The following is a 24,691-nucleotide window of genomic DNA, read 5'->3' on the forward strand; positions in this document are numbered from 1 at the left end:
GTCAGTGGAAGGCGTCGAGGCCCGTGATGTGCCGGCCCAGGATCAGGGTATGGACTTCGTCGGTGCCCTCGTAGGTCCGGACCGACTCGAGGTTTGCGGCGTGCCGCAGGGGTGAGTAGTCGGTGGTGATGCCGTTGCCGCCCATGATGGACCTCGCCTCCCGCGCGATCGCGATGGCCTCCCTGACGTTGTTCAGCTTGCCCAGCGAAATCTGCTCCGGACGGATGGTTCCAGCGTCCTTCAGCCGGCCCAGGTGCAGCGCCAGCAGGGTGCCCTTCTGGATTTCCAGCAGCATGTTCACCAGCTTCTCCTGAGTGAGCTGGTAGCCGGCCAGCGGCTTGCCGAACTGCAGCCGGTCCATCGAGTAGGCCAGTGCGGCCTCGTAGGAATCCCGGGCCGCACCCATGGCACCCCACGCGATGCCGTACCGCGCCTCATTCAGGCAGGTGAACGGGCCGCGCAACCCCCGCGCCGCCGGCAGCAGGGCCTCGGGACCCAGCCGGACGTCGTCGAACACCACATCGCACTGGATGGATGCGCGCATGGACAGCTTCTGCGCGATGGGCGTCGCGGTGACGCGCGGGGTTCCGGCCGGTACCAGGAAACCGTGCACGCCGTCGTCCGTCATGGCCCACACCACCATCACGCCGGCAACGGAGGCCAGCCCGATCCAGCGTTTGGCCCCGTTCAGCACCCAGCCGGCGTCGTCCCCGGTGCCGTCCCGCCGCGCAAAGGTGGCCATGGAGGCAGGGTCTGAACCGGCGGTCGGTTCAGTCAGCGCGAAGCAGCCGATCACCTCGCCCGCGGCCATCCGGGGCAGCCACTCCTGCTTTTGCTCCTCCGAGCCCCAGGTGTGGATAGCGGTCATGGCCAGGGATCCCTGAACCGACACAAAGGTACGGATTCCGGAGTCGCCGGCCTCCAACTCCATGGCTGCCAGGCCGTATTCGACGGCGGACCGGCCCGGGCAGCCGTAGCCCTCCAGATGCATGCCCAGGACGCCCAGCTCACCCAGTTCCGTCGCCAGGTCGAGGGGGAAGACGGCATCCTCATACCAGCGGGCGATGCCGGGTTTGATCCGCTGCCGGGTGAAGTCGCGGACCTTTTGCCGGAGCTCCAGTTCCTCCGCCGACAGCAGGGAGTCCAGGTCCAGGACGTCCGACGGGCCCGCGGCCAGGACGTCAACGGTCACTTCTTCAGCAGTCACTTTGCCATCCTTCATTTCTTCGCTGCTCATTTGGTCACCAGGAAGTAGCCCCGGGTGGCAGGCAGAAACCGGCAGACGGCGGCGAGCACCACGCCCAGCGCCAGCAGCACCACGCCGCTCACAAAGGCGCCCCCGACGCCGAAGATCCGGGTGTCACCGTACGCCGGGTCCCACATCTGTATCGCCGAGATGAAGAATGCGGCGGTCAGCAGCAATGCACCCGCGAGGGGAAGGATGCCGCGGAACCACAGGTTGCGTGCCGAATCCCGGAGCGTCCCGCGGAAGTACCAGAAGCAGGCGAAGCCGGTCAGGGCGTAGTAGAACGCGATGAACAGGCTGATGGCACTGATGGAATCCGCCAGCAGGTTTTCGCTCAGGAAGCTCATGGCCACGTAGTAGGCGGCGGCCGCGCCGCCCATCACCTGCGTGGAGAATCCGGGGGTCTGGTTCTTCGGGTGCACCTCCCCAAACTTGGCGGGGAGTGCGCCGTGGACGCCCATGGACAGCGTGCCGCGGGCGGTGGGCAGGATGGTGGTCTGCGTGGAGGACAGCACGGACGCCAAAACCGCGACGACGATCAGCCAGCCCCATGGGCCCAGCACCACGTCCTTCATGGCCAGGAAGACATCGTCCTTGTTCGCCTCGTTACCGAGGCCGATACCCTCCGAGCCCACGGTGGCGTACATCATCACCAGCAGCGCCACGGAAACATAGATCGCCACCAGGATGAAGGCCGAGATCACAGCGCCGCGGCCCGGCGTCCTGGACGGTTCCTCAGTCTCTTCGTTCACGGCCAGGCAGGTGTCCCAGCCCCAGTAGATGAACAGGGCCAGGAGTGCTCCGTGCACCACTGCTCCCGGGTCCGCAAAGGCCCCCACGGGGTTGAACCACTCAAAGTCGAAAGCCTGGCCTTCCGGTGCACCAGCCACGATCCGCACCACAATGGCCAGTGCGAAGATGCCCAGCGCGATGTACTGGACGTAGGTCAGGACCCGCTGAACGTGCTCGCCCAGCCGGATCCCGCGGTAGTTCACCAGCGTCATGAGCACGATGAACAGCAGGCCGGTGCCGGTGACCAGTACGTTGTTCTGCGCCAGCGATCCATCGCCCACCAGCAGCCACAGGTACTGGCCGGCCACCTGCGCCAGGTTGGCCAGGACCACTATGCCGGCGAGCGCCACGCCCCAGCCGCCCAGCCATCCTGCCCAGGGGCCGAAGGCCTCGCGCGACCACGTGAACGTGGTGCCGCAGTCCGGGATGGCGCTGTTGAGCTCCCGGAAGGCGTAGGCGATGAACAGGACAGGGATGAAGCCCAGCAGGAGGATCAGGGGCGTGTAGTTGCCGTTGACCGCAACGATCAGGCCCAGGGTGGCCGCCAGCGAGTACACGGGTGCGGTGGAGGCCAGCCCCAGCATGACCGAGTCACCCAGGTCGAGGATCCCGGACCGCAACCCCTTGGCCGGCACCGGGGTGCCCGGACCGCCTCCGGAGCCTCCCGTCGTCGTCATGTCTGTGCTCATAGGGCGATACCTGCCTTGGTGGAGCCGGCCACCGCTGAAAGCGGCGCCGGCGCGTCGATGGTGTTGGGGACGAAACGGCAGTAGTAGTCCGTGACCGGCCCGTCCGATTCACGGATGCCGCAGCCCACGGATTCGCCGTCCACCACCCAGAGGCCCAGGACCGGGCGGTTGCCGTCGAAGTCCGGAAGCGGCTGGTACTGCTGGTAGCACCAGCCCTCGCGGCCGTACCCGCCGGGCTGTTCCAGGTTGATGCCGTTGGCGTGGATGCGGATGTTGTCGCCCTCGCGGCCATGCAGGGGCTTGCCTACCCATTCCTTCAGCGGACCCGGGTCCCCCAGGTAGGCCGGCAGCAGGTTGGGGTGGTTGGGGTAGAGGTGCCACAGCGCGGCGAGCAGGGCCTTGTTGGAGAGCAGCATCTTCCAGGCAGGTTCCACCCAGCGCGGGTTGTGGGCGCGCTGCAGCAGGCGCTGGCCGAAGGGCTCCTTCATCATCAGCTCCCAGGGATAGAGCTTGAAGATGGTGCTGATCAGAAAGTTGTCCAGGTCCACGAAGCGGTTCAGGTTGGGATCCCACCCGATATCGGACATGTTGATGCCGATGGTGGTCCAGCCCGCCTGGCTTGCCACGTCCCGCATGTACGCCGCGGTCATCCAGTCCTCGCCGGACTCCTCCACCTCGGAGTGGGCAACGTGCAGGGTGCTCATGCCGGTGCGGTACTGGAATTTCTTCCACTGCCGGATCAGCGCCTCGTGGATGCCGTTCCACTGGTCCTTTTCCGGGAAGGCGTCCTGCAGCCAGAACCACTGGGCGACGGCGGCTTCGATGAGGCCGGTGGGGGTGTCGGCGTTGTATTCGAGCATCTTGGCCGGGCCGCCCTGGCCGTCATAGATGAAGTCGAACCGGCCGTACACGTCCACGTCCCCGGCCTGCAGGGATGCTGCCGCGAGCTCCAGGGCCTGGGGCCCGATGCCGATGCTGCCCATGGCCCCGGTGGCCAGGAACCTGGCAGCCTCCAGGCACATCCGGTGCATGTCCTCGGCCACCACTTCGAGGGTCTCCACCTCATCCATGGTGAACTCGTAGTACGCCGACTCGTTCCAGTACTCGATGCGGCGGCCGTCATCCATGGTCGTGGTGGAGAAGACCAGGCCCTGCTCTTCGATCTTTTGTTTCCAGCCCGGACGGGGCTCAGACAAGAGTCTCTTCATCCGTCAGCCTCCCGAAACCTTGCCGCCGCCGCTGGAGCCGCTCTTTGCGCTGGTGCCGAACCCGCCGCGGCTGACCGTGCCGCCCTTGCTGCTGTATCCCGTGGCGGCCTTGGCCCCGCTGGGGATGGTCCTTGTGTAGTTGGGGGCTGAGGCCCGGTTCTGGCCGATGGACGGAACGCTGGCGCCGCGCGAGTAGAAGTACCAGGCGTAGATGCCGCCACTGCGGCCGGCGGAACTGTCGCAGTTGGTGTCCGCCACGCGCTCGCCGGTGTCGTCGTTGAAGCACACCTGTGCGTATTCGGGGTCGTCCCCGGTGCTGGCCACCACCGCGGTGATGGTGCCGGCCAGGAGCGCGGTGACACCCAGGCCCACCACCACTGTCCGCCGCTGGGACCGCTTCTTCCGGGCCGCTGCATCGTTGAGCTGTTTCTCCCGTTCACGGGCAAACGGGTCTACAGGGGTAACTGGTTCATTGAGGAGCTCAGGACGCAGGACCGGCTTGGGTACCTGCCAGGGCGGCGGCTTGGCAGTGTTGCCGGCGCCGGCCGGCCCGGGCAACGCCCCATTCCCGGGACCTTCTTCCGGGTCTTTCTGGTTCGAGTCCACGGCGTCCCCCTCATTTGTCCACGCGAACTGGGCGCAGCGCTGCACCCCCAATGCAAGTCTCGAATCAGCGTAGTCCCTGCGGGTTCCGCCTGCGAGCCCAAACCCTTCCCTGCGGTGGGGGAGAACTGCCCATCACCCGGTGCCCGGGCACCCTGCCGGAAGAACCCTAGACTGATGCCATGCAAACAGGTTCCGTCCTTGCCGTCTGCCGCGTCCACCAGCTTGTCGGGGACCAGGGAAACGTGGGCGTCACGGCCATCGACAAGCGTCCGGCCGCTGGTCCGGTGAAGGTGCACAAGCTGGGCCTGCGCGGGGACATCCAGGCCAACCGGGCCCACCACGGCGGTTTGGACCAGGCCGTTTATGCCTACTCCCAGGCAGACGCCGATTTCTGGGCGGCCGCCCTGGGACGGGACCTGCCGCCGGGCATCTTCGGTGAGAACCTGCGGGTATCCGGTATCGAGGCCACCAACGCGGTAATTGGGGAGCGCTGGAAGGTGGGATCCGGCGTCGAACTCGAAGTCACGTCCCCGCGAACCCCCTGCGCCACGTTCCAGCGGCGGATGAAGGAACCGCAGTGGGTGAAGCGGTTCACGGAGGAGGGCCGGGTGGGGGCGTACCTGCGGGTCATACGTACCGGCAGCATCCAGGCCGGGGACACCATTGAACGCACCTTCGTTCCGCGCCACGGCATCACCATCGGAAAGTGGTTCAGCGAGCCGGACGCCGGCGTCATCGAGGCGCTCCGCCGTGCAGAGGCCGACGGCGAGATCAGGCTGCAGGAGGAATACCACACCAAGTTCCAGGCACTGCTGCGGCGCCTGGGGCAGTAGCAGCGCGGCCGTGGCGGGCCCGTGTGCGCAAGCTCACCGCCGCAGTCGGCCGTTCCGATTAACGCTCCAGCACCTCCGTGCCCTACACTGGAAACATCCCCCACTCCGGAAATCCCTTATTCCTGCCCAATTTTTGAGGCAGGACTGGCAAGTGTTGGGGCCCGCGCAAGCGATGCGGGCATTTTCATAGGGAGAGCCGGCTAAAGAAAACGCTGTACAGACTGCTGGGATAGCAGCCAAGAGATGCAGCGCGAAGTCCTGCCATGGGATTGCGAAAGCGCCGGACTTCTGTGACCGGCCGGTCAACGTTTGCCCGGCACCATCGGCACGTGTACTGCGGCTCCGCTCACCTTGGGTAGTGCCGCCTGGCCCCCTATGGATGAGGAATATCCCTATGCCCGAAAACCTGAACGAAACCACCGCCGTCATTGAGGAAGCACCCGCCGCTGCCGCGACGGACGCTGCCGCTGAAGCTGCCGCCCCTGCCGCAGAGCAGAACGACGACGAAAACACTGTGAAGTTCGCCGACCTCGGCATTGACGGCCGCGTCCTGGCCGCCCTGCAGGATGTTGGGTACGAAAAGCCGTCCCCCATCCAGGCAGCCACCATCCCGCTGCTGCTCGAAGGCCGCGACGTAGTGGGCCTGGCGCAGACCGGTACCGGCAAGACTGCAGCATTCGCAGTGCCGGCACTGTCCCGCCTGGCCGAACTCCACGACCTCAACGGCCCCTCCCGCAAGACGCAGGCCCTGGTGCTGGCCCCCACCCGCGAGCTGGCCCTCCAGGTGGCGGAGGCGTTCACCTCCTACGCCAAGCACATCGACGACTTCACCGTCCTGCCGGTCTACGGCGGATCCGCCTACGGTCCCCAGCTCGCCGGCCTGCGCCGCGGCGCCCAGGTGGTTGTGGGTACCCCCGGCCGCGTGATCGACCACATCTCCAAGGGTTCCCTGGACCTGTCCGAGCTCCAGTACCTGGTGCTGGACGAGGCCGACGAAATGCTGCGCATGGGCTTCGCCGAGGACGTTGAGCAGATCTTCCAGCAGACCCCCGAGGACCGCCAGGTGGCGCTGTTCTCCGCCACCATGCCGGGCCAGATCCGCCGCATGTCCAAGCAGTACCTGAACGATCCCGCCGAGATCTCGGTCAAGACCAAGACCTCCACGGGCACCAACATCCGCCAGCGCTACCTGCAGGTCATGGGCCCGCAGAAGCTGGACGCGCTGACCCGCATCCTTGAGGTGGAAGAGTTCGACGGCGTCATCGCGTTTGTGCGTACCAAGATGGCCACCGAGGACCTCGCGGACAAGCTGAAGGCCCGCGGCTTCCAGGCTGCCGCCATCAACGGCGACATCCCGCAGCAGCAGCGAGAGCGCACCGTTGACGCGCTGAAGGAAGGCCGGATCGACATCCTCGTGGCCACCGACGTCGCCGCCCGCGGCCTGGACGTGGAGCGCATCAGCCACGTCGTGAACTACGACATCCCGCACGACACCGAGTCCTACGTGCACCGCATCGGCCGTACCGGCCGCGCGGGCCGCAACGGTGACGCCATCCTGTTCATGACGCCGCGTGAGAAGTACCTGCTGCGTGCCATCGAGAAGGCTACCCGCCAGCCGGTGGAGCAGATGCACCTGCCCACCGCGGAGACCGTGAACACGCTGCGCCTGGGCAAGTTCGCGGACCGGATCACCGAGACCCTCGCCTCCGAGGACGTCGCGATGTTCCGCGACCTCATCGCTTCCTACGAAGAAGAGCACAAGGTGCCGGCAGCAGAAATCGCTGCGGCACTTGCCGTCATGGCCCAGGGCGGCCAGCCGCTGCTGGTCAAGGAACTGCCCGCTGCTCCCGAGTTCCAGAAGCGCGAGCGCGCCAAGGACGGCTTTGGCTCACGCGGCCCCAGCCGCCAGCTGACCGAAGGCAACGCCACCTACCGCATCGCCGTGGGCCGGCGCCAGCGCGTCATGCCCGGCTCGATCGTGGGCGCCATCGCCAACGAGGGCGGCATTTCCTCCTCGCAGATCGGCGGCATCGACATCCGCTCGGACCACTCCCTGGTGGAGCTGCCCGCGGACCTGAGCCAGGACCAGCTGCGTGCCCTGTCCCGCACCCGGATTGGCGGCGAGCTGATCCACCTCGAACTGGACAACGGCCGCAGGCCTTCCGGTGACCGTGGCGCCTACCAGGGCAGCCGCGGCGGCAACTTCAAGGGCAACGGCGGGTTCAAGAAGGAATTCCGGAAGAACGACGGCGAGCGGTCCTCCGCCGACCGCGGCGGACGTTCGTACAGCGACCGTTCCGAGCGTTCCTTCAGCGGCCACGGGGACGGTTCCCGCAAGCCACGCACCGGCGGCGACTTCAGCCGCAAGAACAAGTGGTAAACCTCCGCGCAGTTTGACCAACTGACGACGACGATGGGCCGGCTTTCGAGCCGGCCCATCGGCGTTTAACCCGGGCGGGAATGTGGGGCTGGACACATTCTTTGCCCGGCAGGGTGGCGGGGGACCCAATGAAGGCGCCCCCCGGCGTCGTGCGTTCCCCTTGCGCGGCCCCTAAAGCCCCGGAATTCCGGGGAAAATGCGCTCCCCGCGCCAGGCGGAACCCGGCATAAGGCGGCCCTCTCAATGCTTGGGGCGCCGATTTGTTGGTGCGTAAATCTTCCGGTAGAGTATTTACTCGTTGCCCCCCTAGCTCAGTGGTAGAGCGCGTTCTTGGTAAGAACGAGGTCACCGGATCGATTCCGGTGGGGGGCTCTGAGTGAGGGCCTGTGTCAAGGCGGTTTGACCGGCTTGACACAGGTTTTTCTCATTCGTGGCGGTGTAGCTCAGTTGGTTAGAGCGCACGACTCATAATCGTGAGGTCGGGAGATCGAGCCTCCCCACCGCTACAGGCAAAGCCCCCTGAACCACATTGGTTCCGGGGGCTTTCCTGTTTGATTCCCGTACTGTCCTTCCTCTCACCCGGCCAGCAGGCGGCGAACAAGGTCGGCGGCGCCGGACACCTATCCAGACGCGATGCCCGGCGGAAGAATGGGCCCATGGCACAGCTGATTTACTCCGCAATCATGTCCCTGGACGGTTACACGGCGGACAGGGACGGCAACTTCAACTGGTCGGCGCCGGACGAGGAGATCCACGCCTTCGTGAACGACCTGGAGCGGGACGTGGGCACGTACCTGCTGGGGCGCCGGATGTATGAGGTCATGTCCGTTTGGGAAACCATGGAGACACAGGATGAGCCCCCGGTGATCAAGGACTACGCCGCCATCTGGCGTGGGGCGGAGAAGCTGGTGTACTCCGGCTCGCTGGGGAGCGTGGCCACCGCCCGGACCCGGCTGGAACGGCAGTTCCTTCCGGACCGGGTGCGGAAGCTGAAGGAGTCCGCAGAAAAGGACATCAGCATTGGCGGCCCCACCCTTGCCGCGCACGCCCTCAAGGCCGGACTGGTGGACGAGTGCCAGCTGTTCATCAATCCCGTCACGGTGGGCGGCGGCCTCCGCTTCCTGCCGGAGGGGCTGGAGTACCGGCTGGACCTGCTGGACGAGCGGCGGTTCGGCAACGGTGTGGTGTACCTGCGCTACCGCACCCGCTAAGCCCCCCGACCCCGGGGCATCAGTGGGCCCGCTGGACCGCGGGCGCCCCGGCCCGGGGCTGTACTGCGAAGAGGGTGAACACCAGGGCCACCAGTGCGGTGCCCACCAGCAGGAGCAGCCCGATGGAATAGCTGCGCGTCGCCGCGTCGTACGTGGCGCCCATGACCAGTGGGGGGAAGTAGCCGCCCAGGCCGCCGGCGGCGCTCACGATGCCAGTGATGCTGCCCACTTTTCCTGCCGGCGAGAGGACGCCGACCCATGCGAACACGCCGCCCGTTCCCAGCCCCAGCGCGGCAGCCATCGCAACGAAGGTGGCACCTGCCGGAACCTCGCCGTCGGGCCGCAGGGTGACCAGCCAGCCCAGGAGGGCCACGGCGCCCAGGGCAAGCAGCACCACGGGCTTGGGGCCGAGCTTGTCGGCCAGCACCCCGCCCACGGGACGGGCGAGGACGGCGGCAAGGTCGAACCCCGCCGTCCGGGCACCGGCACCGGCGGGGTCGAAGCTATAGACGTCGCGCAGGTAGGTGGGCAGGTAGGTGGCAAAGGACACGAAGCCGCCGAAGACCACCGCGTACAGGAAGCACATCTTCCAGGTGACTGCTGTCCTGGCGGCGTCCAGGAGCTTGGGCAGCACCGGCGAGTGGTTGGGTGTCCAGTCCGGGGGCTCCTTCATGAGGAACCAGACCAGTGCCGCCATCAGGGCCAGGACCACGGCGATGAGCAGGTGGGTGGGGAAGTAGCCGATCCCCGCGACAAGCCGCGGGTTGAGGAACGCCGCCAGCGCCGTCCCGCCCATTCCCGCCCCGAAGACGCCGGTGGCGAAGCCGCGCCGGGCGGGTACGTACCAGGCGCTGACGAACGGAATCCCGACGGCGAAGACGGTCCCTGCCACGCCGAGCAGCAGCCCGGCGCCCAGCACCAGGGCGAAGGAACTGAGGAGGCCGCCCACGGACACCAACAGAATGGGCGGGATGGCGGCCAGCAGCACAAACGTGAACATCGCCCGGCCCCCGTACTTGTCCGTGAGGGTCCCCACCACGATCCGTCCCAGCGATCCGACGAACACCGGCATGGCCACCAGGACTGCCGTGGTGGCGGGCGTCAGTTCGAGGTTCTAGGTGTAGAAGGCCCCCAGGGTTGCCACCGAGTTCCACGCCCAGAAACCTGCCACGGACGCTACCGTCGCCAGCGCCAAGTTCAGTGCCCTGCCGCTGTTCAGTGCCGTCCCGCTGCCTGGTGTTGGGATTGTTCCGGCCATCGCCTGCTCCTCACCACGTGTCGAAAACGCACCGCCGGTCAGCGGTTGCGGGTGTCCCTGTCCGGTGTGCCCACCGCCGACCAGCCCCTGCCTTTGGTCCCCACGTCCCGTGAGCGGTACACGATGTAGGGGCGGAAGAGGTAGTGCAGCGGCGCGGTAAACGCATGCACCAGGCGGGTGAACGGCCAGACGACGAAGAGCGCCATCCCCACCAGCGTGTGCAGGTGGAACGTGAACGGCGCGCCGGCCATGGCGGCGATGTCCGGCTGGAAGATGAACAATGACCGGAACCACGGCGCCACCGTTTCGCGGTAGTTGTGCCCGTGCCCGCCCTCGAAAACGCTGGCCAGCGTGGTCCACAGGCCGAACACGATGGCCGCGGTCAGCACCACGTACATGGTCTTGTCGTTCTTCGTCGTGGCCATGAAGACGGGCCCTGTGGTCCGGCGCCGGTAGATGAGCAGAGCGATCCCGCCCAGTGTTGCGACACCCGCGATGCCGCCTACCAACAGCGCATTGAAGTGGTAGAGCTCCTGGCTCATGCCCACCTCCTGCGTCCAGGCCATCGGAATCACCAGGCCAAAGAAGTGTCCGGCAATGACAGCCAGCAACCCGAAGTGGAACAGCGGGGAGGCGATCCGCAGGAGCCTGGACTCGTACAGCTGGGAGGACCTGGTGGTCCAGCCGAACTGGTCGTACCGGTAGCGCCACACCAGGCCGCCCACCAGAACCACCGCCATGACATACGGCAGGACGCCCCACAGGACGATGTCCCAGGCGTTAAGGACGACGGCGGGTGCGGGCTCCGTCTCCAGCGCTATCCAGTGTGCCGGCATGGTCAGCCTTTCCTGACGGGCAGCAGCCGCGGGTCGTAGGGGTCCAGGCCCACGCTTTCGGTGGGCGGACCGCATCCGGCCATGCGCATCACTTCCTGCTCGTCCTGCGGCGACTTTCCGGGCAAGGTGGCGCACACGGCTGCCAGGACCGTGGCGTGCGGCAGGGTGTCCCGCAGCAGGCCGAGCCGCAGCATCTCCAGGCTGGCCCGGTACCGCTGCAGCAGTTCCCGCCCGGCCCTGCCGTCAACCCGGGCGGCGAATTCCAGCACCATGGGCAGGTAGTCCGGAAGTTCCCCGTCCAGGTCCACCAGGACGCCGCTGCCCCGGTAGGCCGCCTTGAAGGAGGCCAGCACCTCGCCGCGGCGCCGGGTGTCCCCGTCCGTCCAGTAGCTCAGGTGCAGGGCGTGCCGCCTGCCGAGGTCGAACTCGCGGACGTACTGTGCCTGCAGTTCCAGGGGCGGGGTGGCTTCGAGGAGGTCCAGGACCGGGGCGAAGTCCGGCAGCGTCGCGGGAAACTCGGACAGCGCGGTCCTGATGAGGGGAACCCGCCCCACCAGTTCCTCGTCCGGGTAGGACAGGCACCAGGCCGCGGCCAGGTACACCACCTGCTCGCGGGGGTTCCGGGCTGGCCCGTTCATGGCTGGCCGTTTCATGTCTCGTCCTCGGCGGCCGCCAGGGTGTCCGGCTCCGGGCCCCTATCCGGGTAGGGCTTGTCCGGGAAGAGACCGGGCGGAGCGCCGCGGCCGTCCCAGTTCAGCAGGTTCACCCGGCCTTTCAGGTTGGTTCCCGCCGCGATCGTGTCGGTGCTCTGCCGGTCGCGCAGGGCGTTGAACGTGTCCACGGCCACCGGGACGGGCCGGCCGCTCGCTTCGCCGAACGGTGCGGAGTCCTGCATGCCCGGTCCGCCGTCGAAATCCAATGAACAGCCCAGCTCCTCAAGGTCGTGTGCCTGCTCCAGATGGGCCGTGGGAATGACGTAGCGCTCGCTGTATTTGGCGATGGCCATCAGCCGGTACATGTCGTACATGCTTTGCCCGTCCATGCCCACGGATTCCGGGATGGCCTCGTCCGGGTCTTCGCCCAGGCTGATGCCGCGCATGAAGGACCGCATGGCCGCGAGCTTCCGCAGCACGCCGGCGACCCGTTCGGTGTCCCCGGCGGTGAAGAGTTCGGCCAGGTACTCCACCGGGATCCGGAGGGCATCGATGGCACCGAACAGGTTGCTTGCGTCCTCGCCGTCGTGGCCCTGGTCGAGCAGGAGGTCCACCACGGGTGACAGGGGCGGCACGTACCAGACCATGGGCATGGTGCGGTACTCGGGGTGCAGCGGCAAGGCCACCTTGTAGACCTTTGCAAGGGCGTAGACGGGGGAGCGCCGGGCCGCGTCCAGCCAGTCTTCCGGAATGCCCTGCGCCCGGGCTTCGGCCTGGACGCGGCGATCATGGGGGTCCAGCAGCACGTCCATCTGCGCGTCGTAAAGGTCCTGGGGGTCGGTGACGGACGCTGCCGCGGTGACGGCGTCGGCGTCGTACAAAAACAGCCCAAGGTACCGCAGCCGCCCCACGCAGGTCTCGGAACAGACGGTGGGCAGGCCCACCTCCACGCGGGGGTAGCAGAAGGTGCACTTCTCGGCCTTGCCGGTCTTGTGGTTGAAGTAGATCTTCTTGTAGGGGCAGCCGGTGACGCACTGCCGCCAGCCGCGGCACCGGTCCTGGTCCACCAGCACGATCCCGTCCTCCACCCGCTTGTAAATGGCACCGGACGGGCAGGAGGCCATGCAGGACGGGTTCAGGCAGTGCTCGCAGATCCGGGGCAGGTAGAACATGAACGTCTGCTCGTAGGTAAACTTGATCTTGTCCTCGGACTCGCGCCGTACCTTCTCCACGATCGGATCCAGATACCCGTGGTCGCGGGACCCGCCAAGGTTGTCGTCCCAGTTGGCGGACCAGGTGATCTTGGTGTCCTCCCCGGTGATGAGCGACTTGGGCCGGGCCACCGGGAAGTCGTCACCCAGGGGTGCGTCCACCAGGGTCTTATAGTCGTAAGTCCAGGGCTCGTAGTAGTCCTTGAGCTCGGGCTGCACGGGGCTGGCGAAGATGCCGAACAGTTTTTTGACGCGGCCCCCGGCCTTGAGGACCAACCTGCCCCGCCGGTTCAGGGACCACCCGCCGTACCAGCGCTCCTGGTCCTCGTACCGGCGGGGGTAGCCCTGCCCGGGCCGGGTCTCCACGTTGTTGAACCACACGTACTCGGTGCCTGCGCGGTTGGTCCAGGCCTGCTTGCAGGTCACGGAGCAGGTGTGGCAGCCGATGCACTTGTCCAGGTTCATCACCATGCCCATCTGGGCCATTACGCGCATCAGTACTGCACCTCCTGCGAGCGGCGGCGCACAGTGGCCACCATGTCGCGCTGGTTTCCGGTGGGACCGAGATAGTTGAAGGCGTAGGCAAGCTGGGCGTAGCCGCCTATCAGGTGCGAGGGTTTCACCAGCAGCCGGGTGACCGAGTTGTGGATTCCGCCCCGCCGCCCTGTGGCCTCGGATTTGGGCACGTCGATGGTGCGCTCCTGGGCGTGGTGGACGTACACCACACCGGCAGGCATGCGGTGGCTGACGATCGCGCGGGCAACCAGGACGCCGTTGACGTTGGTGCATTCAACCCAGTCGTTGTCCCGGACCTTGATGGCATCGGCGTCCGCCGGGCTCATCCAGACCGTCGGGCCGCCGCGGGACAGGGAGAGCATCAGCAGGTAGTCCTGGTACTCGGAGTGGATGGACCATTTGGAGTGCGGCGTCAGGTACCGGACCGTCACCTCCATGGCGCCGTCGGAGCCCAGCCGCGGCTCGCCGAACAGCCGGTGCATGTCCAGCGGGGGCCGGTAGATGGGCAGGGATTCGCCGATGTCGGTGATCCAGTCGTGGTCCAGGAAGAAATGCATCCTTCCGGTCAGGGTGTGGAAGGGCTTAAGCCGTTCGATGTTGATGGTGAACGGGGAGTACCGCCGCCCGCCGGTCTCGGATCCGGACCATTCCGGCGAGGTGATCACAGGGACCGGACCCGCTTGGGTCTGGGCGAAGGTGATGAACTTTTCCTCCGAACCCTCCGCGAGGTCCGCCAGTTTCTGTCCGGTGCGGAGCTCCAGGTCCTTGAAGCCCTGCACGGACAGGGCGCCGTTGGTGGTGCCGGAGAACGCAAGGATTGCTTCGGCCATCTTCGAATCGGTGTCCATGGCCGGCCGTCCGTCCGCAGCCCCGCCCAGCATCACCCCGTTGGCGTGGCTGAGCCGTGCCAGTGGTTCGGCCATCGTGTACGTGACGTTCTTGACGGTGAAACCCAGTTTGTCGGCCAGCGGCCCGACGGCGGCGAGCTTGTCCGCGATGGCTGTGTAGTCCCGCTCCACCACGGAAAAGACGGGCATGTTCTGCCCCGGCACCGCGGGGATGTCCGGCTCCCGCCAGTCGCGGACCCGGCCGCCGGGCTGGGCGAGCTGGCCGCGGGTATCGTGCTGCAGCGGGACGCTGACGAGGTCCCGGCGGACGCCCAGGTGGGTCTTTGCCTGCCGGGAGAATTCCCGCGCCAGCAGGTGGAAGGTGTCGAAGTCCGTCTTGGTTTCCCAGGGCGGGTCGATGGCCGGGCTGAACGCGTGCACGAACGGATGCATGTCCGTGGAGGAGAGATCGTTCTTCTCGTACCAGGTGGCGGCAGGGAACACGACGTCGGACAGCAGCGTGGTGGACGTCATCCGGAAGTCGGCGGAGACCAGGAGGTCCAGTTTTCCCTCCGGTGCCTCCTGGTGCCAGGCGACGTCCCGGGGCTTGAGCTCTTCTGCGCTGTCACCGCCCAGGACGTTGTGGTGGGTTCCCAGCAGGTTGCGGAGGAAATATTCGTTGCCCTTGGCCGAGGAGCCGAACAGGTTGGACCGCCACAGCACCAAAGTCCGCGGCCAGTTGGCCGGGGCGTCCACATCCTCGATGGCGGGGTTGAGGGAGCGCTTCTTGAGGGATTCGGCAATGTAGGACGCCGGATCAGCGGCAGTGCCGGCAGCGACGGCGGCCGCCGCCTCATCCGCGACGTCCAGCGGGTTGCGGTCGAACTGGGGATAGAACGGCATCCAGCCCAGCCGGGCGGACTGGGCGATGGCGTCCGCCGTGTGCATGCCGTCCAGCTTCCCGGTGGACAGCGGGGACTTCAGTGCGTCAGCTGAATACCCGTCCTGCCGCCACTGGTCCGTGTGCATGTACCAGTAGCTGGTGCCGGTCATGGTCCGCGGCGGCCGCGACCAGTCCAGGGCGTTCGCCAGGGACACCCAGCCGGTGATTGGCCGGGTCTTTTCCTGGCCCACGTAATGCGCCCAGCCCCCGCCGTTGCGGCCCATGCAGCCGGTGAGCATCACCAGTGCCAGCACCGCCCGGTAGGTGGTGTCGCCGTGGAACCACTGGCAGATGCCTGCCCCCATGATGATCATGGAACGGCCCCTGGACTGCTCGGCGTTGCGGGCAAACTCGCGTGCCACGCGGATGCAGGCCTGGGCCGGAACGCTGGTGATCTCCTCCTGCCAGGCCGGCGTGTACGGGGTGGCGGCATCGTCGTAGCCCGCCGCCCAGTCGCCGGGCAGGCCGTCGCGGCCCACACCGTACTGTGCCAGCATCAGGTCGAACACCGTGGTCACCAGGTGCCCGCCCACCTCCATGACCGGGACACCGCGACGCAGGACGCTGCCTTCGCCGGCTGCATCCTCGAAACAGGGAAGCAGGATTTCGGTGCTCTCCGCGGACACCTCCCGGAGGGATAACGCAGGTTCGATCCCCTCAAGGTCCAGGTTCCACTTGCCCTCGCCGCTGCCCGAATAGCGGAAGCCCATCGACCCGTTGGGGACTGCAGGGCGGCCTGCCGCCTTGTCGAACAGGACAGTGCGGAACGCTACATCCTCGGCCGTGGACTCTGCCGGGACGTCAAGGGCGGTGAGGAATTTCGACGGCGTGAGGGCGCCGTCGTCGTTCTTCTCCAGCCTGACCAGGAAGGGAAGGTCGGTGTACCGCTTCACGTAGTCGGTGAAGAACGGAACCTGCCGGTCCACGAAGAATTCCTTGAGCATCACGTGGCCCATGGCCATGGCCAGTGCAGCGTCCGTTCCCGCCTGGGCGGGCAGCCACTCGTCCGCGAACTTGGTGTTGTCCGCATAGTCCGGGCTGACCGTGACCACCTTGGTGCCGCGGTACCGGACCTCGGTCATCCAGTGGGCGTCCGGCGTCCGTGTCACCGGAACGTTGGATCCCCACATCATGAGGTAGCGCGCGTCCCACCAGTCCCCGGATTCGGGAACGTCGGTCTGGTCGCCGAACACCTGGGGGCTGGCCACGGGAAGGTCGGCATACCAGTCGTAGAACGAGGTCATCACCCCGCCAATGAGCTGGATGAACCGCGTGCCCACCGCATGGGACACCATGGACATCGCGGGGATGGGGGAGAAACCGGCGCACCGGTCCGGGCCGTACGTCTTGATGGTGTTCACGTGCGCGGCAGCGGCGATCTCGATGGCCTCCTGCCAGGACACCCGCACCAGGCCGCCCTTGCCGCGGGCCTGCTGGTAGCGGCGCCGCCGTTCGGGGTCCGCGGCAATCTCGGCAAAGGCCAGCACGGGATCTTTGAGCCGGGCCTTGGCCTCCCGGTACATCTCCACCAGCACGCCCCGGGCATAGGGGAACCGGACCCTGGTGGGGGAGTAGGTGTACCAGAAAAAGGCCGCCCCGCGCGGGCAGCCCCTGGGTTCGTACTCCGGGCTGTCGGCACCCACGGAGGGGTAGTCCGTCTGCTGGGATTCCCAGGTGATGATCCCGTCCTTGACGTACACCTTCCAGGAACACGACCCGGTGCAGTTCACCCCATGGGTGGAGCGGACCACCTTGTCGTGGCTCCAACGGTCCCGGTAAAAGACGTCACCTTTGCGGCCACCCTCGCGGAACACCGCCCTGCCGTCCTCTGTCTGTTCCCACCTGGTAAAGAAACGTCCCAGTTTCAACAGTGCTTCTGATGCGGGTCCATCCAACCCCGCCTGGGGTCCGGCAGCCATTCCCCCAAGCTAGGCGTGTACGGGAAAGCCGGTATAGGGCATAAAGGCCCTGTTCAGGCGCGTGGGGCTGCCCGAATAGCTGCCCGGGCAGGCACAATGGGGGCATGACACGCATCGCCATCATCGGCGGCCACGGCAAAGTGGCCCTCCTCCTGTCCGCACTCCTCGCCGGCGAGGGCCACTCGGTGACCTCGTTCATCCGCAACCCGGACCACGCGGACGACGTCGCAGCCACCGGCGCCACGCCGTCGGCCCTGGACGTGGAAAATTCCTCGACGGAGGCCATAGCCCAGGCGCTCGCCGGCCACGACGCCGTGGTGTGGTCCGCCGGCGCGGGCGGCGGGAACCCCGGGCGCACATATGCGGTTGACCGTGACGCCGCCATCCGCTCCATGGACGCTGCGGTCCAGGCCGGTGTCAACCGGTACATCATGGTGTCCTACTTCGGCGCCGGCAAGGACCACGGGGTGCCGGAAGACAGCAGCTTCTTTGCCTACGCCGAAGCCAAGGCTGCCGCGGACGAGTACCTGCGCGGCACCGGGCTGGCGTGGACCATCCTGGGCCCCGGCGCCCTCACGGACAATCCGGGAACGGGACGGATCGACGTGGACCCCTCTCCGGACGGGGAGCGGGAAACGTCCCGCGCCAACACGGCAATCGTTGCAGCAGCGGTGCTGGACCTGCCCCAGACCGCGGGCCGGACCATCGAATTCCGCGACGGCACCCTGCCGGTGGCTGCTGCCCTGGGGAACTAGGGGCCAGCCGGGGTCCGGCGCCTAACTGCCGGAAGGTGCAGCCAGTTCCAGGTCCAGGGAATTCCTTTCCACGTAATCCAGGGCGCAGCGTACGGCTCCGACCGTCACTATGGAGTCACCCAGCGGGGACACTGCCACGCGTGCAGGCGTGGCAGTGAACTTCTTCAGGCGCTCGCTGATGTTCGCCAGGAGCACGTCCGCGGAACCGGCCACGCCGCCTCCTATGACCACCAGTTCGGGGTTTAGCATGGTGGCCACGGTACCCACCACCCGGGCCATCCTCTCCGCCAACCGGTCCAGGATGTCCAGCGCCACGGCATCCCCCTGGGCTGCTGCGGCGAAGACCTGTTCGGCCTCCACCCGCCCTGGCCGGCAGTCACGGAGGGCCGTGGGGGCGGATCCTGCCAGGGCTTCGGCCGCCCACGTCCGGGCAAGGTAGGCGATGCCGTAGGTGTCACCCACGCCCTCCACCAGGTTCAGGTACGCAAGCTCGCCGGCGCTCCCGCGCGTTCCATGGACCAGCCGGCCGCCTTCCACGATGCCGGAACCCAGGCGCTCACTGGCCAGGATCACCACCACGTCGTCGACGCCGGCTGCGGCCCCCTGCCACCGGTCACCGAGGGCAGCAAGGTTGGCGTCGTTTTCCAGCAGCACCGTCCACCCGTGGGTCGCCTTGAGGGCCGGCCGCAGGCCAAGGTCAAACAGTCCCCAGAACTTCTGCGTGGCCACCACCTCCCCGTGCCGGTCCACGGGCGCGGCCACCCCGGCGCAAACGGCCAGCACCTGGCCCGGCTTGGCGTCAGCGGAGCCAAGGGCCGCCATGGCCACCGCGTCGATGAACGCCGTGCGTTGGGCCGAGCCGACCTCTCCCGCCTGGAAGGGGCGGCTGGAGCGGCCCAGGGTCATGCCCCGGAGATCGGACACCACTACAGTGACCTTCGAGTACCCAATGTCCACGCCAAGGACTACGCCTGCCCGCTCGTTGAGCTCAAACCGCCGGGCAGGGCGCCCCTTCCGGTAGCCGCCGAACTCGCGCTGGTTCTCCAGTTCCAGGAGCCACCCCCGGCGGACCAGGTCCTCGCAGACGGCGATGGTGGTGGCGCGCGTCAGGCCCGTTGCAGCCATGACGTCCGTGACCGTCACAGCCGCCGAAGCGCGCATGAACTCCAGGACTGCACCGGCGCTGACCCTGCGCAGCAGTTGAGGAGTTGCCGGAACCGGCTCGGGCATGCTGTTGACCTTCCTGTCCGGATCACCAGATAATACTTAGGGAAGTAAATTTAGACTCAATATAAATATAACCGCACTGAAGAAAAGGGTCAGTCCTTGTCCACCACCGCCACACTGGCAACCCTGTCCGATTCCGACCGCCTGGCCGACCCCAACTGGTGGCGCCAGGCCTCCGTCTACCAGATCTATCCGCGCAGCTTCGCGGACTCCAACGGCGACGGCATCGGCGACCTCAAGGGCATCACCGCCAAGGTCCCCTACCTGAAGACGCTGGGTATTGACGCTGTGTGGCTCAGCCCGTTCTACCCTTCTGCGCTTGCCGACGGCGGCTATGACGTGGACGACTACCGCGACGTGGACCCCAAGCTGGGCACGCTGGCGGACTTCGACGAGATGGCCAAGGCCCTGCACGACGCCGGCATCAAGCTCATTGCCGACATCGTCCCCAACCACTCCTCCAACCGGCACAAGTGGTTCCAGGAGGCCCTGGCTTCCCCCAAGGGCTCGCCCGAGCGCGACCGCTACATCTTCCGCGACGGCAAAGGCGCCAACGGCGAGTTCCCGCCGTCGGACTGGGACTCCGTATTCGGCGGCCCGGCGTGGGAGCGCATCACCGAGCCGGACGGCACCCCCGGCCAGTGGTACATGCACATCTTCGCCAAGGAGCAGCCGGACCTCAACTGGTCCAACCGCGAAATCCGCGACGATTTCCTGAAGACCCTGCGCTTCTGGTCGGACCGCGGCGTGGACGGCTTCCGCGTTGACGTGGCCCACGCCCTCACCAAGGACCTCACCGAGCCGCTGCTGTCCAAGCTGGAACTGAGCGCCGCCAACACCGGCGTGGACGGATTCGACGACGGATCGCACCCGTTCTGGGACCGCGACGAAGTCCACGAGATCTACGCCGAGTGGCGCGAAGTGTTCAATGAATACAACCCGCCGCGCACCGCCGTCGCCGAGGCCTGGGTGCACGCCACCCGCCGCGCCCGCTACGCCAGCCCGCAGGGCCTGGGCCAGGCGTTCAACTTCGACCTGCTGCAGGCTGACTTTGACGCCGCCGAGTACAAGGAGATCATCACCCGCAACCTCGCCGAGGCAGCTGCCACCGGGGCCTCATCCACCTGGGTGTTCTCCAACCATGACGTGGTCCGGCACGCCACCCGCTACGGCCTGCCGCAGATTGCCAAGGCAAAGGCCGGCGCCAAGGGGCAGGACGGCAAGGACTGGCTCCTCGCCGGCGGCCCCAAGGACCAGCTGGACGTTGAGCTCGGCGAACGCCGCGCCCGCGCCGCAACGCTGCTGATGCTCGCCGTGCCCGGGTCCGCCTACCTGTACCAGGGCGAGGAACTGGGCCTGCAGGAAGTGGCCGAGATTCCCGAATCGGAGCGACAGGACCCGTCCTTCTTCCGCAACAAGGGCGTGGAGATCGGCCGTGACGGCTGCCGCGTGCCGCTGCCGTGGAAGGTTGAAGGCACTTCCTTCGGCTTCGGCGACGGCGGGTCCCACCTGCCGCAGCCGGACTGGTTCAGCAAGTACGCGGTCGAGGCCCAGGACGGAACGGAAGGTTCCACCCTGGAGCTGTACCGCAAGGCACTGAAGCTGCGCCGCGAACTGCTCACGGGTGAAGAGCTGGAGTGGGTCGGTACCACCAACCCGGATGTCCTGCACTTCAAGCGCCCCAACGGCTGGCAGTCAGTGACCAACTTCGGGAACACCGCCGTCGAGCTCCCTGCCGGGGAAGTCCTTGTCAGCAGCGAGCCGCTGGAAGACGGCAAGCTGCCGGCCAACACCACCGCGTGGCTGCGCTGATGGCCAAGGCACAGCCGGGCGGGGCGTCCTGATGCAGGAAGTCATTTACGGCTGCATGGGCCTGGGCGGCAGCTGGTCCGATGAGCCGCATAATGCTGCCCATGTGGACCAGGCCGCTGCTGCCGTGCAGGCCGCGCTGGATGCCGGCATCACCTTGTTCGACCACGCGGACATCTACCGCAGCGGCAAGGCCGAAGCGGTGTTCGGCGAGGTGCTGGCTGCCACTCCAGGCCTGCGGGAGCGGATCCGGCTGCAGACCAAGTGCGGCATCCGGCTGAACGAGCGCGGCCTGAAGACCCACTACGACCTCAGCCGGGAGGCCATCCTGGAGCGGGTCGACGGCAGCCTCAAACGGCTGCAAACGGACTACGTGGACATCCTCCTGCTGCACCGCCCGGATCCCCTGGCAAACCCGGCGGAGGTGGCTTCCACCGTCGGACAGCTCATGGCTGAAGGCAAGGTGCGGCACCTGGGCGTCTCCAACATGTCCGCCGCCCAGATTGAAGTGCTGCAGGACCGGCTGGAGGCGCCGGTGGTGGCCAACCAGCTGGAGATGAGCCTGCTCAAGCGGGCGTGGCTGGAAAGCCAGGTCCTGGTCAACCACGCGGAACACCTGGACTACAGCTTCCCCACGGCACGCTGGAGTACTGCACCCGCAACGGCATCACCCTGCAGGCCTACGGATCGCTGGCCAAGGGCATCTACACCGGTGCCGAGCCGGAGAGTCCCACGTCCGCGGAAGCGGCCACCGCGGAACTGGTGTCGGAGCTTGCACGGGAGTACGGCACCTCCGGAGAGGCCATCCTGTTGGGGTGGCTGATGAAGCATCCGGCAGGGATCGCGCCGGTTATCGGCACGGCCAATCCGGACCGGATCCGTGCGTGCGGCGACGCTGAACGGGTAGCCCGGGCCATGACCCGCGCCCACTGGTACGAACTCTGGGTCACGGCGCGGGGAAGCAACATCCCGTAAGCGCCAACTGGCTGGCAGCAGTTGCCGTTGTGAAGCTCCGCAACGACAACTGCTGCCAGCTGCTTTCCCCGCCAGGCCGGTCACAACCCGTTTAGTTCGTATTGATCCTCACAAGCGGGCCGTTTTCTTCGCCGTGCCGCTGGCGGGGCGGATACTGTAGAAGGCATGACGTCTACCATCGCCGCCGAAACCGTTAGGCCGGAACGGAATATCCCCGCCGAGATCGCCCGCTCCTGGCTGCTGGTCAATGCCATGAAGCCCGAGCTCTTTGACCAGTCGGCTGTGTCCCGCGCCGACTCGATCATCCTGGATATCGAAGACGCCGTGGACCCTTCGCAGAAGGACCAGGCCCGCAACAACGTCATCGACTGGCTGACCGCCGGCGGCAAGGCCTGGGTCCGGATCAACGACGCCACCAGCCCCTTCTGGGCCGACGACCTCGCCGGCCTGCGCGGCACGCCCGGCCTGCTGGGCGTCATGCTGGCCAAGACCGAATCGGCAGACCAGGTCACCGAGAGCTACCACCGCATGGACGGCAAGACGCCCGTCATTCCGCTGGTGGAATCCGCCCTCGGCATCGAAGAAGCCAACCACATCGCCAAGGCCCAGGGCGCGTTCCGCCTGGCGTTCGGTTCCGGTGATTTCCGCCGCGACACCGGCATGGCAGCCACCCCGGAGGCCATGGCTTACCCCCGCGCCAAGCTCGTGGTCGCCAGCCGCGTCGGCAACCTGCCCGGCCCCATCGACGGCCCCACTGTTGGCACCAACCACCCCATCCTGCGCGAGCAGACCGGCATCACGGTGATGATGGGCATGACCGGCAAGCTCTGCCTGGCCATCGACCAGACCCCGGTCATCAACGAGGTCATCAGCCCCACGCCGTCGGACGTCGCCTGGGCCACCGACTTCATGAACGATTTCGAAGCCAACGGCCGCGTCATCCGTGACGGCTCGGACCTGCCCCGCCTGGGCCGCGCCGAGAAGATCATGAAGCTCGCGGTAGCCTTTGGGGTGCAGCCCGCGCTGTAGCGCCAAAAACCGCCACTTCAGGAGACCCCGTGACCGATACCCGCTATCTGGTCCACGGGGTCTTTTGGCATGCAGCGGACCCTGCCCCAGAAACGGACGACGCCGGCAGCCCGGTCCTGCGGCTCCAGTCGCCTGAGGGGGAATTCCGCCAAGTGGGCCTCAGCCCGGGTCAGCGCCTTGGCTTCGAAGTGGTGGAGCCCGGCAGGTTTTGCCTGGGCCATGTCACGGTCCAGTCCGCCGGCTCGCGCACCCACGTGCTCTGCAGCTCCGCGGCCCCTGCTGTACGGGGAAAGCAGTGTGAGCGGTGCTTTGTGCTGGACGAGTCCCGCCTGATGCACGATTTCCACCGCGGCGGCAGGGTCACTCCTGGCTTGCGTGAGTACCTGATGCAGGAGCACTGGCTCTACGTGGCCACCTTCGCCGGCGGGGCCACCAAGGTGGGCACGGCGTCCGGCCCCCGCAAGTGGACCCGGCTCGCGGAACAGGGAGCGGCCGTAGCGAGGTATGTTGCCAGGGCCCGGGATGGCCGGGTGGTGCGGATCCTCGAGGACCTGGTGACGGCCGACGTAGGCCTGACCCAGCAGGTGCGCTCGGCCGCCAAAGCGGAAGCGCTCCTCCAACCGCTCACGGCCAGGGCGATGGATGCCGTCAACGCCCGTGCCGCCGCCGACGTTCTCTCCCTGCTGGCCCGCACCGCCGTCGACGGTTTCGAGTCTGTGGAGGAAAGGTGGAACAGGCCGGCGCCTGCTGACGGCCTGTACGGCGGCAGGCCCCGCCACGCCTATCCGCATGCCCTGGATGGCGGCCGGCATGGGTTTGGCATCGCTGCGGTGAGCGGGGCAAACGCACTGGCACGGCTGGACGGCACGGACGCCGAGTTCGTGGTGAACCTGTCCCAACTGGCTGCCCGGACCGTCGTGCTGGGCGGCTTCTCCTCCGAGGTGCCCGCCGTGCAGGAAGCGCTCTTCTGACCCTGCCCCGGGCCGTCCGGCCGGGGCCGGTAGACTTGGACGGTGCTGAACGAATTCTGGGCCACCGCGCCAACCCGTTACAAAGTCCTTGTCTTCAGCGCCATGGGACTGATTGCCGTCGGCATCGTCCTCAACCTCATAGGCAACACCGGTGGCAACCAGGGCCTGGCCATGGCTTCCCTGCCGCTGATCGGGCTGGGCCTGGTCCTGCACGTCGTGGGCATCGTGGTCCGCGGCCAGGCCATCCGCAGGCACCTCCGCCGGTAGCCACCGCAGTAAAGGCTGCGGCGGGGCTTTTTCTGCCCGCCAACATGCGGGCGATAGGCTGGAATCCATGACTATCAATCCGGATCTGCAGGGCCGAAGCTACCCTGCCGCAGAGGTGTACGACGTTGGCCGCGAAAAAATCCGCGAGTTTGCCCGCGCCGTGAAGGCCACCCACCCTGCACACTTTGACGTGGAGGCAGCCAAGGCCCTGGGCCACACCGACCTGGTGGCGCCGCCCACCTTTGCCATCATCATCGCCCAGCGGGCCGACGCCCAGCTCATCGAGGATCCGGACGCCGGGATCGACTTCTCCCGCGTGGTCCACGCAGACCAGCGCTTCACCCACCACCGGCCCATCGTCGCCGGCGACCGGCTGGTTGCCGAGCTCCATGTGGACGGCGTCCGGGCCATGGGCGGCGGCGCCATGATCACCACCCGCTCGGAGATCCTCGCCCTCGGCTCCGGGGACTCACGCGAGCCCGTCACCACCACCACGTCATCCATCCTGGTCCGGGGAGAGGGACAGTAGC

General features: G+C 67.1%; 18 protein-coding genes, 2 tRNA genes and 2 pseudogenes. 12 read left to right on the forward strand and 10 right to left on the reverse strand.

Annotated features, from left to right (window positions below; genetic code table 11):
* Position 1: 1 nt before the first annotated feature.
* The 4 genes from VXJ37_RS02075 to VXJ37_RS02090 are packed head-to-tail and all read right to left on the reverse strand — an operon-like array spanning position 2 to position 4,541.
* On the reverse strand, positions 2-1,207 hold the full coding sequence (locus VXJ37_RS02075; protein ID WP_331321412.1) for an acyl-CoA dehydrogenase family protein: 1,206 nt from the start codon (positions 1,205-1,207) through the stop codon (positions 2-4).
* Between the two features lie 26 nt (positions 1,208-1,233).
* A complete protein-coding gene (locus VXJ37_RS02080; RefSeq protein ID WP_331321413.1) occupies positions 1,234-2,727 on the reverse strand; it encodes an APC family permease in 1,494 nt (497 codons plus the stop codon).
* A complete protein-coding gene (locus VXJ37_RS02085; protein ID WP_331321414.1) occupies positions 2,724-3,935 on the reverse strand; it encodes a glutathionylspermidine synthase family protein in 1,212 nt (403 codons plus the stop codon). The genes VXJ37_RS02080 and VXJ37_RS02085 overlap by 4 nt, the downstream gene beginning before the upstream one ends.
* Positions 3,936-3,938: 3 nt before the next feature.
* Entirely contained in the window at positions 3,939-4,541 is a 603-nt protein-coding gene (locus tag VXJ37_RS02090) for a Tat pathway signal protein (protein WP_440589765.1), read from the reverse strand.
* A gap of 179 nt (positions 4,542-4,720) precedes the next feature.
* Between VXJ37_RS02090 and VXJ37_RS02095 the strand changes: the two genes are divergently transcribed.
* The 5 genes from VXJ37_RS02095 (at position 4,721) to VXJ37_RS02115 (ending at position 8,965) form a co-directional block, all read left to right on the forward strand.
* Positions 4,721-5,374, forward strand: a complete 654-nt coding sequence (locus tag VXJ37_RS02095) for an MOSC domain-containing protein (protein WP_331321415.1) — start codon at positions 4,721-4,723, stop codon at positions 5,372-5,374.
* Between the two features lie 394 nt (positions 5,375-5,768).
* Positions 5,769-7,754 (forward strand): DEAD/DEAH box helicase, encoded by a 1,986-nt coding sequence (locus tag VXJ37_RS02100; protein ID WP_331321416.1) that lies wholly within the window; start codon positions 5,769-5,771, stop codon positions 7,752-7,754.
* Positions 7,755-8,054: 300 nt separating this feature from the next.
* Positions 8,055-8,126 (forward strand) — tRNA-Thr (locus VXJ37_RS02105).
* A 60-nt stretch (positions 8,127-8,186) separates the two neighbouring features.
* Positions 8,187-8,260, forward strand: a tRNA-Met gene (locus VXJ37_RS02110).
* 150 nt (positions 8,261-8,410) lie between these two features.
* Entirely contained in the window at positions 8,411-8,965 is a 555-nt protein-coding gene (locus tag VXJ37_RS02115; RefSeq protein WP_331321417.1) for a dihydrofolate reductase family protein, read from the forward strand.
* A gap of 19 nt (positions 8,966-8,984) precedes the next feature.
* On the opposite strand, the pseudogene VXJ37_RS02120 reads toward VXJ37_RS02115, so the two are convergent.
* The 5 genes and pseudogenes from VXJ37_RS02120 to VXJ37_RS02140 form a co-directional block, all read right to left on the reverse strand.
* Positions 8,985-10,223 (reverse strand): annotated as a pseudogene (locus VXJ37_RS02120) (MFS transporter).
* Between the two features lie 38 nt (positions 10,224-10,261).
* A complete protein-coding gene (gene narI / locus VXJ37_RS02125) occupies positions 10,262-11,059 on the reverse strand; it encodes a respiratory nitrate reductase subunit gamma (protein WP_331321418.1) in 798 nt (265 codons plus the stop codon).
* 2 nt (positions 11,060-11,061) lie between these two features.
* The gene (gene narJ, locus VXJ37_RS02130) at positions 11,062-11,712 is read right to left on the reverse strand and encodes a nitrate reductase molybdenum cofactor assembly chaperone (protein ID WP_331321419.1); all 651 of its coding nucleotides are present in this window, start codon (positions 11,710-11,712) and stop codon (positions 11,062-11,064) included.
* Positions 11,709-13,418, reverse strand: coding sequence for a nitrate reductase subunit beta (gene narH, locus VXJ37_RS02135; protein WP_331321420.1), 1,710 nt, complete (start codon positions 13,416-13,418; stop codon positions 11,709-11,711). Before narH ends, narJ begins: the two co-directional genes overlap by 4 nt.
* Entirely contained in the window at positions 13,418-17,128 is a 3,711-nt protein-coding gene (locus VXJ37_RS02140; protein ID WP_331321421.1) for a nitrate reductase subunit alpha, read from the reverse strand. Before VXJ37_RS02140 ends, narH begins: the two co-directional genes overlap by 1 nt.
* Positions 17,129-17,232: 104 nt before the next feature.
* Here VXJ37_RS02140 and VXJ37_RS02145 point away from each other — a divergent pair, with 104 nt between their 5' ends.
* A complete protein-coding gene (locus VXJ37_RS02145; protein ID WP_331321422.1) occupies positions 17,233-17,883 on the forward strand; it encodes an NAD(P)H-binding protein in 651 nt (216 codons plus the stop codon).
* Positions 17,884-17,904: 21 nt separating this feature from the next.
* Here VXJ37_RS02145 and VXJ37_RS02150 read toward each other — a convergent pair whose 3' ends face one another.
* Positions 17,905-19,113, reverse strand: coding sequence for an ROK family protein (locus VXJ37_RS02150; RefSeq protein WP_331321423.1), 1,209 nt, complete (start codon positions 19,111-19,113; stop codon positions 17,905-17,907).
* 96 nt (positions 19,114-19,209) lie between these two features.
* On the opposite strand from VXJ37_RS02150, the gene VXJ37_RS02155 reads away from it, so the two are divergent.
* From VXJ37_RS02155 to VXJ37_RS02180, 6 genes and pseudogenes are all read left to right on the forward strand, one after another.
* The gene (locus tag VXJ37_RS02155) at positions 19,210-20,922 is read left to right on the forward strand and encodes a glycoside hydrolase family 13 protein (protein ID WP_331321424.1); all 1,713 of its coding nucleotides are present in this window, start codon (positions 19,210-19,212) and stop codon (positions 20,920-20,922) included.
* A 31-nt stretch (positions 20,923-20,953) separates the two neighbouring features.
* Positions 20,954-21,894, forward strand: a pseudogene (locus VXJ37_RS02160) (aldo/keto reductase).
* Between the two features lie 165 nt (positions 21,895-22,059).
* Positions 22,060-22,923: an HpcH/HpaI aldolase/citrate lyase family protein gene (locus tag VXJ37_RS02165; protein ID WP_141942759.1), complete on the forward strand. Its 864-nt coding sequence runs from the start codon at positions 22,060-22,062 to the stop codon at positions 22,921-22,923.
* Positions 22,924-22,952: 29 nt separating this feature from the next.
* Positions 22,953-23,894, forward strand: coding sequence for a DUF2797 domain-containing protein (locus VXJ37_RS02170; RefSeq protein ID WP_331321425.1), 942 nt, complete (start codon positions 22,953-22,955; stop codon positions 23,892-23,894).
* A gap of 42 nt (positions 23,895-23,936) precedes the next feature.
* Complete coding sequence (locus tag VXJ37_RS02175; protein WP_331321426.1) at positions 23,937-24,161, forward strand: DUF3188 domain-containing protein; 225 nt, start codon at positions 23,937-23,939, stop codon at positions 24,159-24,161.
* 67 nt (positions 24,162-24,228) lie between these two features.
* Positions 24,229-24,690, forward strand: a complete 462-nt coding sequence (locus VXJ37_RS02180; RefSeq protein ID WP_331321427.1) for an FAS1-like dehydratase domain-containing protein — start codon at positions 24,229-24,231, stop codon at positions 24,688-24,690.
* The last annotated feature ends 1 nt before the right edge of the window (position 24,691 follow it).

The organism is Pseudarthrobacter phenanthrenivorans (assembly GCF_036455295.1).
Taxonomy (GTDB): Bacteria; Actinomycetota; Actinomycetes; order Actinomycetales; family Micrococcaceae; genus Arthrobacter; species Arthrobacter phenanthrenivorans_C.

What these genes read in the sequence shown, in the direction of transcription:
- VXJ37_RS02100 (WP_331321416.1), top strand. Translation starts at nt 5,769, where the DNA reads ATGCCCGAAAACCTGAACGAAACCACCGCCGTCATTGAGGAAGCACCC.
- VXJ37_RS02165 (WP_141942759.1), top strand. Translation starts at nt 22,060, where the DNA reads ATGACGTCTACCATCGCCGCCGAAACCGTTAGGCCGGAACGGAATATC.
- VXJ37_RS02115 (WP_331321417.1), top strand. Translation starts at nt 8,411, where the DNA reads ATGGCACAGCTGATTTACTCCGCAATCATGTCCCTGGACGGTTACACG.
- VXJ37_RS02150 (WP_331321423.1), bottom strand. Translation starts at nt 19,113, where the DNA reads ATGCCCGAGCCGGTTCCGGCAACTCCTCAACTGCTGCGCAGGGTCAGC.
- narJ (WP_331321419.1), bottom strand. Translation starts at nt 11,712, where the DNA reads ATGAAACGGCCAGCCATGAACGGGCCAGCCCGGAACCCCCGCGAGCAG.
- narH (WP_331321420.1), bottom strand. Translation starts at nt 13,418, where the DNA reads ATGCGCGTAATGGCCCAGATGGGCATGGTGATGAACCTGGACAAGTGC.
- VXJ37_RS02145 (WP_331321422.1), top strand. Translation starts at nt 17,233, where the DNA reads ATGACACGCATCGCCATCATCGGCGGCCACGGCAAAGTGGCCCTCCTC.
- VXJ37_RS02180 (WP_331321427.1), top strand. Translation starts at nt 24,229, where the DNA reads ATGACTATCAATCCGGATCTGCAGGGCCGAAGCTACCCTGCCGCAGAG.
- VXJ37_RS02080 (WP_331321413.1), bottom strand. Translation starts at nt 2,727, where the DNA reads ATGAGCACAGACATGACGACGACGGGAGGCTCCGGAGGCGGTCCGGGC.
- narI (WP_331321418.1), bottom strand. Translation starts at nt 11,059, where the DNA reads ATGCCGGCACACTGGATAGCGCTGGAGACGGAGCCCGCACCCGCCGTC.
- VXJ37_RS02095 (WP_331321415.1), top strand. Translation starts at nt 4,721, where the DNA reads ATGCAAACAGGTTCCGTCCTTGCCGTCTGCCGCGTCCACCAGCTTGTC.
- VXJ37_RS02140 (WP_331321421.1), bottom strand. Translation starts at nt 17,128, where the DNA reads ATGGCTGCCGGACCCCAGGCGGGGTTGGATGGACCCGCATCAGAAGCA.
- VXJ37_RS02085 (WP_331321414.1), bottom strand. Translation starts at nt 3,935, where the DNA reads ATGAAGAGACTCTTGTCTGAGCCCCGTCCGGGCTGGAAACAAAAGATC.